Genomic DNA, 13,526 nt, shown 5'->3' on the forward strand with positions numbered 1-13,526 from the left:
GGACCGGTCCAAGACGACCCACGCGACCCGGCCGGATCGGCCGGACAGGACGCACGAGACCCGGGCGGATCAGCGGAAGACGACGCAGGAGGCGGCGGTGACCCGCACCGAGCCGTCGTAGCGGGGCACGCCGGTCGCCTCGTCCACGGCGAACCAGGTCACGTCGCCGGAGCGCTCGTTGGCCGCGTACAGGAAACCCTCGTGCAGGGCCAGCGCGCGGGGCCAGTGCCCGCCGCAGGGCACCGTGGCGACGAGCCGGAGCCCGTCCGCCCCGACGGCGAGCACGGACAGGACGTCCTCGCCGCGGGTGGCGGTCCACACGAAGCGGCCGTCGGGCGAGACGACGACGCCCGAGGGGTAGGCGTCGCCGGCGGGGGCGCCCGGCAGCACGGGAACCTCGGTCAGCGGCTTCAGGGAGCCGTTCCCCGCGTCCCAGCGGCACACCGTCACGGTGGGGGTCAGCTCGTTGACGACGTAGGCGTGCGCGCCGTCGGGATGGAAGGCCAGGTGGCGCGGCCCGGAGCCGGGTCGCAGGGCGATCTCCCGGTGCACGGCGGGGGTTCCGTCCACGAGGGTGCACACCCGCACCGAGTCGGTCCCGAGATCGACGCTGACCGCCCACCGGCCGCTCGGGTCGGAGAGCACCTGGTGGGCGTGCGGGCCGCGCTGGCGCCGGTCGTGCGGCCCGGAGCCGGTGTGCTGCAGCCGGCCGGAAGGTGCGGCGCCGAGGGTGCCGTCCGGACGCAGGGGTACCGCGGTGACGCTGCCGCAGCCGTAGTTGGCGGTCAGCACGTGCCCGGCGTACAGCCCGAGGTGGGTGGGGCCGCTGCCGCCCACCCGCACGGGGGCGCCGGTGAGTTCCGGCCGGTCGCCGGTGACGCGGTAGGCGGCGACGGCCCCCTCGGCGGTCTCGCTGACCGCGTAGAGCGTGCGGCCGTCCGACGAGAGCGCCAGGCAGGAGAGGTCGGGCACGTCCCGCACGGCGGACAGCACCGTGAGGGCTCCGCTTCCCGGGGCGACCTCCGCGGTCACCAGTCCGGGACCGCCGGCCGCCGTGAACGAGCCGATGTACGCCCGGCGTCCGCCCGCCCTGCCGTGCTGTGCCACCGCTGTCCCCTCTCGGTCGAGCCGGCCGGACCGGCCGAGCCGGTCCGGCACCGACGGTAGCAGCCGACCGCAGCCGGTCTAGACCAGCAGCGTTGAGCGGGGTGCGGGTCTTCGCGGAGCCGTCGAGGCCCCCGGGCCCGGCCGCTCAGGCGCCGGCCACCCCGGAGCCGCTTGGGGCCCGCAGCGGTTCCGCGAGCTCGGCGAGGGCACGCTCAAGGCCGTGCAGGTGGGCCAGCGCCGGCTCGGCGGGCGCCTCCTCGGGGCGGTGCGGCGGCTCGCCGCGGCCCGCGGTCAGGGCCTCGACGGCCGCCTCCACACGCCAGCAGGCTGCGGCGAGCCGGGCGTCGTGCGAGGCCTCGGGGTCCGCTGCCACCGTGACCAGGCCGCGGACCTCGCGGGCGCAGTCGTCGAGCAGGGTGAGGACCCGGCGGGCGCGCGCCTTGCGGGCCGGCATCGGGTTCAGCGGATGCACCAGCGGCGCCACCGAGAGCCGGACCCGGCCGAGCAGCTGCTCCAGCTCGGCCACGCGCGGCGCGGGGTCCGCCGTGGCGGAGCCGGCGAGGCGGGCCGCGGCCTCGGCGGTGCAGGCGTGGACGCAGCGCAGTGCCCGCTGGATCCAGGCGTCGGTAATGGCGTGCGTGGTGACCGGCAGCACGAACAGGACGGCGAGCGCGGCGCCGAGCGCGCCGACGCCGGTCTCGGCGAGGCGCAGGGCGAGGAGCTCCGGGCTGAGGACGCCGAGCAGGCCGTAGAGGAGTTCGGCGAGCAGGGTCACCCAGAGCATCATCCAGGTGTAGGAGACGGCGGCCGTGTAGAAGATGCCGAAGACGCACACCGCGACCAGGGCGGCCGTCGGGACGGGCGCACCGTGGACGGGCACGGCGGTGAGGAGGCCCAGACCGATGCCGATCACCGTGCCGAGGACGCGACGGAAGCCGCGCACCAATGTCTCCCCGCGCGAGGTGGTGTTGACGAAGATCCACCAGGTGGCGCCGACGGCCCAGTACCAGCGCTGTCCCGACACCAGCTGTCCCACGACGAGCGCGAACGCGGCGCCCGCGGTGGCCTGGACCGCCTGCCGTGTGGTCACCCGGGCCAGTCCCCTTCCGCCGGGCGGGGCGGGCACGGCCGCCGGGGGCAGCCGGCGCTCGTAGCACCACACGCCGAACCGCACCACTGCCGCGCTGAGCACGGACAGCAGGACGGCGGTGTACAGCTCGGGCAGCTGGGCGGGCGTGGCGCGCAGGAACTGGGCCACGAAGAACGTCATGAAGGCGAACACGCCGAGGCTGTGCCCGCGCGGACCCCAGCGGCGCGCGTACACCCCGGCGCCGACGACGGCCAGGAAGGTGAGGTCGCGGGCGACGGGGTGGTCGTGCAGCACGGCCGCGGCGGCGAGCACCGGCAGGCCCACGGCGGGCAGCAGGGCGGTGGTGACCGCCTGTCCGCGCACGGTCGGGTCGGTGACGGTGAACAGGGCGAGCAGCGCGGCGAGGCCGCCGGTGACCGCACCGGCGAGTGAGTGTCCGGCGAGTCCGCAGACCACGACCGCCAGTGCGATGCCGAGGACCGCCCGGGCGGCGAAGCGCAACCGCGCCCGGCCCGGGTCCGGAGCCACGAACATCCTCTTCAGCACGCTGCCCTCCCCTGGGTCACGGGATCACCACACAGAAAAGGCGCCGCGGGATCCGCAGCGCCATCGACAGGTACATGAGAGCATCACGGACGTCACTGGCTCAAGTCTGCCCCGCTTCGCTGTTCCATTGGCCCAGTGCGGGCTGCGGACGAGGGTCCGCCGGAATGCCAACGGACCAGGTGGGACCGCAGGCACGGTCCGCTGTGACCTGGGCCATTGGTACAGTCGTCCGTCATGGCCGTGGACGAACTCGACACCCGCATCCTGCGGCTGCTTCTGGAGCAGCCGCGCACCAGCGTGCGCGAGTACGCCCGCATCCTCGGCGTGGCCCGCGGCACGCTCCAGGCGCGCCTGGCCCGGATGGAGCGGGACGGAGTGATCACCGGCACGGGCCCCTCCCTCTCCCCCGCCGCCCTCGGGCATCCGGTCCTCGCGTTCGTGCACATCGAGGTCACCCAGGGCCACCTGGACGACGTCGGCGACGCGCTGGCCGCCGTACCGGAGATCGTGGAGGCGTTCTCGATCACCGGGGGCGGGGATCTGCTGGCCCGGGTGGTCGGCCGCGACAACGCCCATCTGGAGGACGTGATCCAGAAGCTGATCAGCCTCCCCGGCGTGGTACGCACCCGCACGGAGGTGGCGCTGCGCGAACGCGTGCCCTACCGGCTGCTGCCCCTGGTGGAGTCGGTCGGCCGCACGGGCGGCGCCTGACGCACGGCGTCCCACCGCTCCGGCCGCCGTCCCCGCCCGGCCCAACGGGAACACACTCCTGGACGGGGGAGGACGCATGCGGGCGCAGCCCCGCTCCGGGCAAGGAAAGCGCTGGTCGCACGCCCTGTTGCCGGCGGGTCGTGAGGGTGCCGTGCCGGGGCGGTCCCGCGGTGCTTCACCGTGCGCGGCGGGCCGCGGCTGCCTAGCGTGACCCCATGAGCACAGTTCAGGCCCGGACCGCCGCCCCCGACGACCGGCGGTGGAAGGCGCTCGGGGTCTGTCTCGCGGCGGGCTTCATCTCGCTCCTCGACACCTCGATCGTCAACGTGGCGCTGCCCTCGATGGAACACGGGCTGGGCGCGTCGGAGGCGACCCAGTCCTGGGTGGTCTCCGGGTACGCCCTGACCTTCGGGCTCGCTCTGGTCCCCGCCGGCCGGCTGGGCGACATGCGCGGCCGGCGCCAGGCGTTCCTGTTCGGGCTCGCCCTGTTCACCGTGGCCTCCGCGGCGTGCGGGCTCGCGCCCGGCGACTCCTGGCTGGTGGTGTTCCGGCTCCTCCAGGGCACGGCCGCGGGCCTGGTGGCCCCGCAGACCTCGGGACTCATCCAGCAGATGTTCCAGGGGGCCGAACGGGCCAAGGCCTTCGGCCTGCTCGGCAGCGTCATCGGGGTGTCGACGGCGATGGGTCCCCTGGCCGGCGGCCTGCTGATCGACGCCGTCGGCGTCGACGGCGGCTGGCGCTGGGTGTTCTTCGTCAATCTGCCGATCGGAGTCGCCGCGTTCGCGGCGGGGCTCCGGCTGCTGCCGCGCGTCCCGGCGGCGCCGGGGAAGCGCGAGGACGTCGACCTGGGCGGGGTGCTGCTCCTCGGCTCGGGCGTGCTCGCCCTCATGCTGCCCCTGGTGCAGGAGCAGCAGTGGCCCGGCCGGGAGAAGTGGGCGCTGATGCCGGTGGCCGCGGTGCTGCTGGGCGCGTTCTGGGCGTGGGAGAGGCGGCAGGGTCGGCTGGGGCGCGCTCCGCTGGTCGATCTGGCGCTGTTCTCGCTGCGCTCCTTCACGCTCGGCGCGTTGATCAGCCTGAGCTACTTCGCGGGCTTCACCACGGTCTTCTTCGTCCTGAGCCTGTATCTGCAGAACAGCGTGGGCTACAGCGCGCTCGCGGCAGGTCTCACCGTCCTGCCCTTCGCGGCGGCTTCGGCGGTCGGGGCCGCCGCCGGGGGCCGGCTGGTGGTGCGGTTCGGCCGCAAGCTGGTCGTCATCGGTCTGAGCGGGGTGGCGCTGGGGCTGCTCGGGGTGGTCGCGGCGGTGCAACTGGTGCCCGGGCGCGGTGTGGGCTGGGCGGCGGCGCTGCCGCTGCTCGTCGGGGGCATCGGGTCCGGCCTGACGGTCTCCCCGAACACCACCCTCACCCTCACCCGCGTCCCCGTGCACCTGGCGGGCGCGGCCGGCGGCGTGCTGCAGACGGGCCAGCGCGTCGGCTCGGCGGCCGGGATCGCCGTGGTGGGCGCGGTGTACTTCGCCCACCTCGCCAACCACGGCCGCAGCGCCACGGCACTGCAGCTCGGTCTGCTCACCGCCGTGGGCATCATCCTGATCGCGCTCGTCCTGGCGGTCGCCGACCTGCGCGAACGCCAGGTGCGTCCCGAACCGGAGAAGGCCGGGCAGACGCTCCGGCCGGGTTCGGGCGAGGGCGGTCCCGACAGGGTCCGCCCCGGCCGCTGACCGCCCTGCAGCGCTCTCCCGCCGCGCACGGACGCCCCTCTTCCCGGTGCCTGGCAGGACCGGCCGCGTCCGGGGCCCGGCAGCACCGGGCGGCCGCTCGGCCGGGGACCGCCGGCCGGCTTCCGTACGGGACCACCGGCCGACCGGTGGTCAGGAGCAGACGGGGGGGCGGTACCGGCAGCCCGCCGGGCGGGCGCCGGCGGGCCGGGCACGCGGTCTCCCCGGCCGGCCGCGGGCTCAGCAGCGCCGGCCGGCGGAGCAGCTCACGACCTGCGGCGCGGCTTGCCTCGTCCGGCCGGCTTGCCGCCGCCCGCGCCCGAGCGGCCGTGGGCGGCCCGGCCGGACGACCTGGCGCCCCCCGACTTCACGCCGCCCGACTTCGCGCCACCCGACTTCGCGCCGCCCGACTTCGCGCCCGCCGCCTTGCCGCCACCGGACCGGGCGCCCGCCGCCCTGGCCGAAGCCGGCTTCTTCTGCTGGTCCTTCGCCGGTGTACGGCCCCGCGTGCTGTTGACCGTGCGCCCGCGGACGATGCCGATGAAGTCCTCCACCAGGTCGGTCGTGGCCTCCTCCGGCCAGGACAGGGCGACGCTCGACCGGGGTGCGTCCACCACCGGGCGATAGGTGAGGTCCCGGCGGTGGTACAGACGGGCCAGGGACTGCGGGACGACCAGCAGGCCGACGTTCGCCGCCACCAGCTCGATCGCGTCCGGGGTCGTGGCGGGCCGCTCGAACGCCGGTTCGCCGGGCGGGGCGTCCCAGTCGAAGACGTCGTCGAGGGGGTGGAAGAGCACCTCGTCGGCGAGGTCGGCGAGGCTCACCTCGTCCACCGCCGTGATCAGGTGGTCCTTGGGGACGACGACCACCGTGGTCTCGGTGTACAGCGGGATCGCGCTGAAGTACGACCGGTCCACGGGCAGCCGGACGAGACCCGCGTCGGCCTCGCCCGCGCGCAGCACCCCGGGCGCTTCCGCGGCCGGGACCTGGACGAGGGTGAGCGGGACGCCGGGCAGACGCTCGTTCCAGGTCTTCACCCACTTGGCGGGCGTCACTCCGGGAACGTACGCGAGCCGGAACGACGGTGGTTCCTCCGAGCCTGTCACCAGGCCAGGTTACCGGCCGGCGGCGGCCCGCCCCCACCGCCCGCGGACGGCCCGCGCGCACCGGCCGTCCGCGGCCTCAGGTGGTCGGCCCTCCCCCGCACGGCCGATACCCTTGACGGCATGAAGTCGCAGCAGAGCACCCAGACGATGAAGCCCGCGACCGCGGCGAAGAAGCTGGGTGTGTACCTCCCCGCCACCCCCGCCTCGTTCCAGGAGGGCGAGGTGTCGCGCGCCGAGCTGAACGAGCTTCAGGCCGACCCGCCGGAGTGGCTGCGCGAGCTGCGGCGCAACGGCCCCCACCCGCGTCCGGTGGTCGCCGCCAAGCTGGGCGTGTCCATCGCCGGCCTCGCCCGCGGCGGGGTCACCGAGCCGCTGACCACCGAGCAGATCGAGGCGCTCAAGCAGGAGCAGCCCGACTGGCTGGTGAAGGAGCGCGCCACCCAGGCGGAGGTCCGCAAGGAGGCCGAGCGGATCAGGAAGCTGAAGAAGGAGAAGGAAAGCGGCGCAGAGCGCGGCTGAGCGGCCCCACGCGACGACGCCCTCCGGCTCGGCCGGAGGGCTTTGCCGACTGCGTCGCCCCCGCTCCCGGCGCGCGTTCATCGCCGGCGGGGAGCGCGGGGACGACACCGGACGGGCCGCCGTTCCCCCGTGCCGGCGGCCCGTCGGACGCCGCGCGTCCGGGCAGGCCGGTGTCGCCGGACCGAAGTCTGCACCGGCCGGACTGTGGCCCACGCCGGCGGGCTCGGTGGCTCGGCTGTGCGGCGGCGAGGCGGTGATCCGCAAGCTCGACGACTGGAACGAGAGCTCGGGCACGATCGGCACGGCGCCCGCTGCCGCCGCGGAGCTGTCCCGGCTCCGGGACGCCGACCTGGCCTGCTGCGCACGGGCCATCCCTACGCCCAGCCCTTCGCCCAGCACTACGCGTCCCGCGCCGACCGGACGCCGGTCACCGCGCAGCGGGCGCCTGGGCCGCACCTGGCCGGCCGGCCCGACGGCACGCCTGCTCGCCGCGGGCCCTGGGCGCCGACCATGTGCTGGGCGTACCGCTCCCCCGGAGAGCACGGCCCCGGTCACCGGGTGCCTCGTCCACCGCGCCGGCACGGACTTCACCGACGACCACCTGGTGGTGGCGGAACGTATCCAGCCGTTGCCGGCCGCCGTCGAGCGGCAGCGGCAGCTCCTGGAGGAGTGGCGGCGTGCGGCCGGTCCGGCCGCAGCGCCCGATGAGCGGGCGGCGGACAGTGCGCCGACCCCGCGGGAGACCGCCGTCCTGCTGCTGCTCACGGAGGCGCTCACCGCCGAGGCCGTCGGCCGCCGGCTCGGCAGATCGGTCCGCACCGTGCACCAGCACGTCGAGAACGTCCACCGCAAGCTGGGCACCCGTGACCGCGTCGGCACCGTGCTGCGGGCCCAGCGGCTCGGCCTGGTGCCGTCGCCCGCCCGGTCCGGTCCCGCCGGGACCGCCCGGGCCCGCACCTCGTGCTGCGCCGCCCGGCCTACGGCGCGCCCCCGGCTCAGCCGAGGAAGCTCAGCCGTACCCGGCGGTCGGGATTGTCCTTGTTGGTGTCCACCAGGCACACCGACTGCCAGGTGCCCAGCTCCAGCCGGCCGCCGATGACGGGAAGGGTGGCGTGGGGCGGGACGATGGCCGGCAGGACGTGGTCGCGGCCGTGGCCGGGGCTGCCGTGGCGGTGCTGCCAGCGGTCGTCGGCGGGAAGCAGGGTGTGCAGGGCCGCCAGGAGGTCGTCGTCGCTGCCGGCGCCCGTCTCGATGACCGCGATCCCGGCGGTGGCGTGGGGGACGAAGACGTTGAGCAGGCCGTCGCGGCCGGCCGCCACCTCCCGCAGGAATTCCTCGCAGTCGGCGGTGAGGTCGACGACGCGTTCGCGGGAACCGGTGGAGACGTTCAGCATGCGCGTGGTGAAGGCATCGGACATGCCCCCATCCTGACCCATACGCCGGTTTCCACACCCCGCGGCGCCTCGGCGGTCCGACCAGGGTGCCCGGACCCGCGGCGTCCGGTGGGCCCGGACGGATGCATCCGGGATCCCCGGACGAGTGACCGGGGCGGAAGGTCCGGGCGGTGAGACGCCGTTGACCGGGCGCCGGCCGCCTGGTTACGTTCGGCCCCATGCTGCGTTCGGCCCTGCTCACCACGCGCGGTCACATCGACCTGCTGCGGGTGGCCTCCGCCGCGTGTCGCCGCGGCCGCTGACTCCGTCGCCTTCTCGACTTCTCCCTTCCTCCTCTCCCTTCCTCCTCGCGGGCTCCGCCGCGCCTCCCGCACGCCATCGCCGATGCGACGGTGCGCGCCAGGTCGGCACCGGTGTGCCGAGATCTCCTCCTGCCCCGCGGCGTCCGCTCAGGGCGGCGGTGAGGCCCGGAGACCGTGATCCACTGCTTCGAAAGGCTCCCGCTGACATGGCGACCGACCCTCACCGGTCCGTGACCGGCCGCGCGGTGCACGTCGAGGGGCTGACCCGCTCCTTCGACGGCCGCGCCGTCATCGACGATCTCCGACTCGACATCGCCTGCGGCGAGTTCGTGGCCCTGATGGGCCGCAGCGGCAGCGGCAAGTCGACGCTGCTGCGCATCCTCGCGGGCCTCGACCGGGACGTCCACGGCACCGCGCTGGTCCCCCGCCGCCGGGCCGTCGGCTTCCGGGCGCCCCGGCTCGCGCCCTGGAAGAAGGTGTGGCGCAACGTCCTCACCGGCCTGCCGGGCCGGCCCGAACGCGCGCTCGCCGAGCGGGTGTTGCACGAGGTCGGTCTGGGCCATCGCGTCGACGCCTGGCCGAGCGCCCTGTCCGGCGGCGAGGCCCAGGGCGTGTCCCTCGCCCGCGCACTGCTGCGCGAGCCCGACCTGCTGCTGCTGGACGAGCCGTTCGGCGCGCTCGACGCCCTCACCCGGGCCACGGACCGGCGACCGGCCGGCGGGGACCTGTGGCGGCGCCGGGGCTGCGCGGTGCTGCTGGTGACCGCCGACGTGGAGACGGCGTTGCTGCTCGCCGACCGCGTGCTGGTGATGGACGGCGGCCGGATCGTCCACGAGCAGCCCGTGGCCCTCGGCCGGCCGCGCGACACCGCCGACCCCCGTTTCGCCGCACTCCGCTCCCGCCTGCGGGAACGGCTCGGCGCCGGCCCCGCCGCCGAAGCCGCCTGAAGGGCGCCGGTGCAACTGCGCAGAGCCGCCGTGCGCCGGTCCCGCCTCGGGGCGGGCGGGCTCCGTCGCCTCCCGACGAGCCCGCGTCCTGCCGCCGTCGACGCCGGGAAGATCCGGGGGCGGCTTCCTGTTGGGTAGGGCGTGAACGCAACACGCGAGGTCGAGGTCGTCGTCATCGGCGCCGGTCAGGCCGGTCTGGCCGGCGCCTACCACCTGCGGCGCGCCGGCTTCGCCCCCGGCCGTGACTTCGTGGTGCTGGACCACTCCCCCGGCCCGGGCGGAGCCTGGCAGTTCCGGTGGCCCTCGCTGACGTACGGCAAGGTGCACGGGATGCACGCGCTGCCCGGCATGGAGCTGAGGGACGCCGACCCGGCGCGGCCCTCGGCGGACGTCGTCCGGGAGTACTTCGACCGGTACGAGCGCGCCTTCGACCTGCGCGTACGGCGGCCCGTCGATGTGCGGGCCGTACGGGACGCGGCGGACGGGCGGCTGCTGGTGGAGACCTCGGACGGCACCTGGACGGCGCGCGCGCTGATCAACGCGACCGGCACCTGGGACCGCCCGTTCTGGCCCCGCTACCCGGGTCAGGAGACGTTCCGCGGGCGCCAGTTGCACACCGCGCAGTACGCGGGGCCCGAGGAGTTCGCCGGGCTGCGGGCGGTGGTGGTGGGCGGGGGCGCCTCGGGCACCCAGCACCTGCTGGAGCTCGCCCCGTACGCCGCCGCGACCACCTGGGTCACCCGGCGGCCGCCGGTCTTCCGCGAGGGGCCGTTCGACCAGGAGGCGGGCCGTGCGGCGGTCGCGCTGGTGGAGGATCGGGTACGGCGGGGGCTGCCGCCGCGCAGTGTGGTCTCGGTCACCGGGCTGCCCCTGAACGACGCCGTCCGGCAGGGTCTCGCCGACGGGATCCTGGACCGGCAGCCGATGTTCGACCGGATCACCCCGCACGGCGTCGAGTGGCGGGACGGCCGGCACGTGGCCGCGGACGTGATCCTGTGGGCGACCGGCTTCCGGGCAGCGCTCGACCATCTCGCTCCGCTGCGGCTGCGCGAACCGGGCGGCGGCATCCGGGTCGAGGGCACCCGCGCGGTCGCCGATCCGCGGATCCACCTGGTCGGCTACGGTCCGTCGGCCAGCACCGTCGGCGCCAACCGGGCCGGGCGCGCGGCCGTCCGGGACATCAGGCGGCTGCTGGCCGCGGAGCCGGTCGCCGCATGACGTGCCGTCGGCTCACCGGGCCGACGGGTGGGCCGGGGTCGGCGACTGCAGCGGGGTGCGGCTGGGCGGCAGCGGCGTCCCCGAGCGCCGGTGGAGGGCGTTGAACTCGGCCACGTTGCGCAGGTGCTCCGCGTAGTCGGCGGTGAAGCGGGTGTCCCCCGGTCCGACCGTCACGAAGTACAGCCAGTCGCCCGGCGTCGGGTGGTAGGCGGCGCGCAGCGCGTCCTCGCCGGGATTGCCGATCGGGGTCGGCGGCAGGCCCATGCGCCGGTAGGAGTTGTAGGGGCTCTCGATCCGGGTGTCGTCCTGGCTGGTGCGGACGGTGCTGCGGTTCAGCGCGTAGTTGATGGTGGCGTCCATCTGCAGCGGCATGCCGCGCTCCAGCCGGTTGAAGACGACCCGGGCGACCTTGCCCATGTCCGTCTTCGTCGCGGCCTCGGCCTGGACGATGCTGGCGATCGTGACCGCCTGGTAGACGTTCATGACCTCGCGCTGCGCCCCGGCCGCGACCGGCGCCCCGTCGAACCTCCTGTTCGCGGTGTCGACCATCGTCCGCAGCAGGGACTCGGGCGTCTCTCCTTTCCGGAGGGAATAGGTCGCCGGGTACAGATAGCCCTCGGGATTGCCCTGGGCTTCGCTCGGCAGTCTGAGCGCCGCCTTGCCGAGGGACTTGCGGGTGCTGCCCGGAGGCAGTTCCAGGGCCTTGTCGATGGCGTCGTAGACCTGGCTCGCGCGCCAGCCCTCCGGGATGACCAGCGTGGCGGCCTGGGCCTCCTGGTGGTCGGTCGCCAGCGTCAGCAGCGGCACCGCCACGGCGGTGGCGGCCACGACGGCGCCGGCCACGACGAGGAGGAGTCTGCCCCGGCGTGTCAGTCGGATCGTGTTCCGTGGCGGAGTGTTCGTCTGCATGCGGGCACGGTAATACGCATATCCTCACAAACCTGGCATATGTTCAGTTTGTCGGCTGCAGTTGCGCGTCCCGGCGCACAAGGGCCGCGTACCGGCCGTCCAGCGCCATCAGTTCCTCGTGCGTGCCGCGTTCGGCGACCCGTCCGGAGTCCAGGACCACGATCTGATCGGCGTTGCGGATCGTCGACAGGCGGTGGGCGATGGTGATGGTCGTCCGGTCGGCCGACAACGCGTCGACGGCCTCCTGGACCGCGGCCTCGGTGCGGTTGTCGAGTGCGCTGGTCGCCTCGTCGAGGATGAGGACCGGTGGATCGCGCAGGATGGTGCGGGCTATCGCCAGACGCTGCTTCTCGCCGCCCGAGAAGCGGTGGCCGCGTTCCCCGACGATCGTGTCGTAGCCGTCGGGGAGCGCGGCTATGTGGTCGTGGATCTGGGCCGCTCTGGCCGCCGCGTGCAGTTCCTCGTCGGTGGCGTCCGGCTTGGCGAAGCGCAGGTTGTCGGCGACGGAGGCGTGGAAGAGGTACGTCTCCTGCGAGACGACGCCGACCGCGCGGGCCAGGGTGTCGAAGTCGAGGTCGCGGACGTCGACGCCGTCCAGGGTGACGCGGCCGCCGGTGACGTCGTACAGGCGCGGCACCAGGTAGCCGAGCGTGGACTTGCCGGCGCCGGTCGGCCCGACCACGGCGAGACTGCCGCCGGCGGGCACGGTGACGTCGATGCCGTCGAGGACGGGGCGGGCCGCGTCGTCCTCGGCGTCGTACCGGAACGCGACGCCTTCGAAGCGGACTTCGCCCTTGACCCGGTCCAGGTGGACGGGCCGCTCGCGTTCGGTGATGTCCACGGGCAGGTCCAGGTACTCGAAGATGCGCTGGAAGAGCGCGAGCGAGGTCTGGATCTGGACGCCGGTCGCGAGCAGGCTCACGGCCGGGCGGAACAGGCCCTGCTGGAGCGAGACGAAGGCGACGATGGTGCCGAGGGAGACCTCGGGGCCGCCGAACCGCAGGGCGAGGCCCGCGGTCCAGTAGATGACGGCGGGCATCGCGGCCATCACGATGGTGATGACGGCCATGCGCCACCGCCCGGCCATGTTCGACCTCACCTCCAGGTCGACCAGCCGCTCGGACTCCTCGGCGAAGGACGCGGTCAGCGAGTCGGAGCGGCCCATGGTGCGGCCGAGCAGGATGCCGCTCACCGAGAGCGACTCGGTGACCGTGGCCGCCATCGCGGCCATCTGCTTCTGCCGTTGCGTGGTGATCTTCTTGCGTTCGTTGCCGACCCGGCGGCTGATCCACACGAACACCGGCAGCAGGAGCAGGGAGACGATCGTCAGCCGCCAGTCCAGCGCGAGCATCGCGACGACGGTGGCGACCACGCTGGTGGCGTTGGACACCAGGGAGGTGGCGGTGGACGTGACGGTGGCCTGCATGCCGCCGATGTCGTTGGCGATGCGGGACTGCACCTCGCCGGTGCGGGTGCGGGTGAAGAAGGCGAGCGACATGCGCTGCAGACGGCCGTAGACCGCGGTGCGCAGGTCGTGCATCACCCGCTGGCCGACGGTGGTCGAGATGAGGGTCTGCAGCACGCCGAAGACGCTGGACAGGACGGCGCTGAGGACCATGCCGAGCGCGAGGAGGCCGAGCAGGCCGGTGCGGCCCTCGGGGATCGCGACGTCGAGCGTCTCCCTCAGCAGGAACGGCGTGGCCACCGAGACCAGCGACGAGGCGCCGACGGCGAGCCCGACGACGGCGAGCCGCCCGCGGTAGGGCCGGAAGAGTCTGAGGATGCGCCGCACCTGCCGGGGCTGCTCCCGGGCGTCGGCGGGCGGGGTCCAGGGGGGTTCACGGTCGGGGTGCATGGGCTCCTGCGGGGGTGGACGGGTGCCGGTCCGGGATCGGCCGACGGCGACGGAACGGATCGTAGCTCATTGTTACCTATACTCACAATGAACTGCATCCTGATATT

13 protein-coding genes are annotated in these 13,526 nt (G+C 74.6%); 7 read left to right on the forward strand and 6 right to left on the reverse strand.

What is annotated here, in order from left to right:
• Positions 1 to 69: 69 nt before the first annotated feature.
• Positions 70 to 1,107: a lactonase family protein gene (locus ABZ261_RS08980; protein ID WP_356856864.1), complete on the reverse strand. Its 1,038-nt coding sequence runs from the start codon at positions 1,105 to 1,107 to the stop codon at positions 70 to 72.
• Between the two features lie 145 nt (positions 1,108 to 1,252).
• Positions 1,253 to 2,743: an FUSC family protein gene (locus tag ABZ261_RS08985; RefSeq protein WP_356856866.1), complete on the reverse strand. Its 1,491-nt coding sequence runs from the start codon at positions 2,741 to 2,743 to the stop codon at positions 1,253 to 1,255.
• Positions 2,744 to 2,977: 234 nt separating this feature from the next.
• Between ABZ261_RS08985 and ABZ261_RS08990 the strand changes: the two genes are divergently transcribed.
• Positions 2,978 to 3,454: an Lrp/AsnC family transcriptional regulator gene (locus tag ABZ261_RS08990; protein ID WP_356856868.1), complete on the forward strand. Its 477-nt coding sequence runs from the start codon at positions 2,978 to 2,980 to the stop codon at positions 3,452 to 3,454.
• Positions 3,455 to 3,669: 215 nt separating this feature from the next.
• Entirely contained in the window at positions 3,670 to 5,172 is a 1,503-nt protein-coding gene (locus tag ABZ261_RS08995; RefSeq protein ID WP_356856870.1) for an MFS transporter, read from the forward strand.
• Positions 5,173 to 5,435: 263 nt separating this feature from the next.
• Here the strand turns inward: ABZ261_RS08995 and ABZ261_RS09000 are convergent, their stop codons facing one another.
• A complete protein-coding gene (locus ABZ261_RS09000; RefSeq protein WP_356856872.1) occupies positions 5,436 to 6,275 on the reverse strand; it encodes a LysR family substrate-binding domain-containing protein in 840 nt (279 codons plus the stop codon).
• A gap of 120 nt (positions 6,276 to 6,395) precedes the next feature.
• Between ABZ261_RS09000 and ABZ261_RS09005 the strand changes: the two genes are divergently transcribed.
• Together ABZ261_RS09005 and ABZ261_RS09010 are read left to right on the forward strand one after the other, a co-directional pair.
• Positions 6,396 to 6,794 carry a DUF5997 family protein gene (locus tag ABZ261_RS09005; RefSeq protein WP_356856874.1) on the forward strand — a complete coding sequence of 133 codons (399 nt, stop codon included), beginning with the start codon at positions 6,396 to 6,398 and terminating at the stop codon, positions 6,792 to 6,794.
• Between the two features lie 607 nt (positions 6,795 to 7,401).
• Positions 7,402 to 7,893 carry a LuxR C-terminal-related transcriptional regulator gene (locus ABZ261_RS09010; protein ID WP_356857232.1) on the forward strand — a complete coding sequence of 164 codons (492 nt, stop codon included), beginning with the start codon at positions 7,402 to 7,404 and terminating at the stop codon, positions 7,891 to 7,893.
• Here the strand turns inward: ABZ261_RS09010 and ABZ261_RS09015 are convergent.
• Positions 7,790 to 8,212, reverse strand: coding sequence for a secondary thiamine-phosphate synthase enzyme YjbQ (locus ABZ261_RS09015; RefSeq protein ID WP_356856876.1), 423 nt, complete (start codon positions 8,210 to 8,212; stop codon positions 7,790 to 7,792). The genes ABZ261_RS09010 and ABZ261_RS09015 overlap by 104 nt on opposite strands.
• 194 nt (positions 8,213 to 8,406) lie before the next feature.
• Here ABZ261_RS09015 and ABZ261_RS09020 point away from each other — a divergent pair, with 194 nt between their 5' ends.
• The 3 genes from ABZ261_RS09020 to ABZ261_RS09030 all read left to right on the forward strand — a co-directional run bounded on the left by ABZ261_RS09020 (position 8,407) and on the right by ABZ261_RS09030 (position 10,655).
• Positions 8,407 to 8,490, forward strand: a complete 84-nt coding sequence (locus ABZ261_RS09020) for a putative leader peptide (protein ID WP_313884353.1) — start codon at positions 8,407 to 8,409, stop codon at positions 8,488 to 8,490.
• Between the two features lie 206 nt (positions 8,491 to 8,696).
• Positions 8,697 to 9,437, forward strand: coding sequence for an ABC transporter ATP-binding protein (locus ABZ261_RS09025; protein WP_356856878.1), 741 nt, complete (start codon positions 8,697 to 8,699; stop codon positions 9,435 to 9,437).
• 141 nt (positions 9,438 to 9,578) lie between these two features.
• The gene (locus ABZ261_RS09030) at positions 9,579 to 10,655 is read left to right on the forward strand and encodes an NAD(P)-binding domain-containing protein (RefSeq protein ID WP_356856880.1); all 1,077 of its coding nucleotides are present in this window, start codon (positions 9,579 to 9,581) and stop codon (positions 10,653 to 10,655) included.
• A 12-nt stretch (positions 10,656 to 10,667) separates the two neighbouring features.
• On the opposite strand, the gene mltG is transcribed toward ABZ261_RS09030, so the two are convergent.
• Together mltG and ABZ261_RS09040 are read right to left on the reverse strand one after the other, a co-directional pair.
• Positions 10,668 to 11,564, reverse strand: coding sequence for an endolytic transglycosylase MltG (mltG, locus tag ABZ261_RS09035; RefSeq protein WP_356856882.1), 897 nt, complete (start codon positions 11,562 to 11,564; stop codon positions 10,668 to 10,670).
• A gap of 43 nt (positions 11,565 to 11,607) precedes the next feature.
• Entirely contained in the window at positions 11,608 to 13,419 is a 1,812-nt protein-coding gene (locus tag ABZ261_RS09040; protein WP_356856884.1) for an ABC transporter ATP-binding protein, read from the reverse strand.
• Positions 13,420 to 13,526 lie beyond the last annotated feature (107 nt).

The sequence above is a fragment of the Streptomyces sp. NPDC006193 genome (genome assembly GCF_040613915.1).
Taxonomy (GTDB): Bacteria; Actinomycetota; Actinomycetes; order Streptomycetales; family Streptomycetaceae; genus Streptomyces.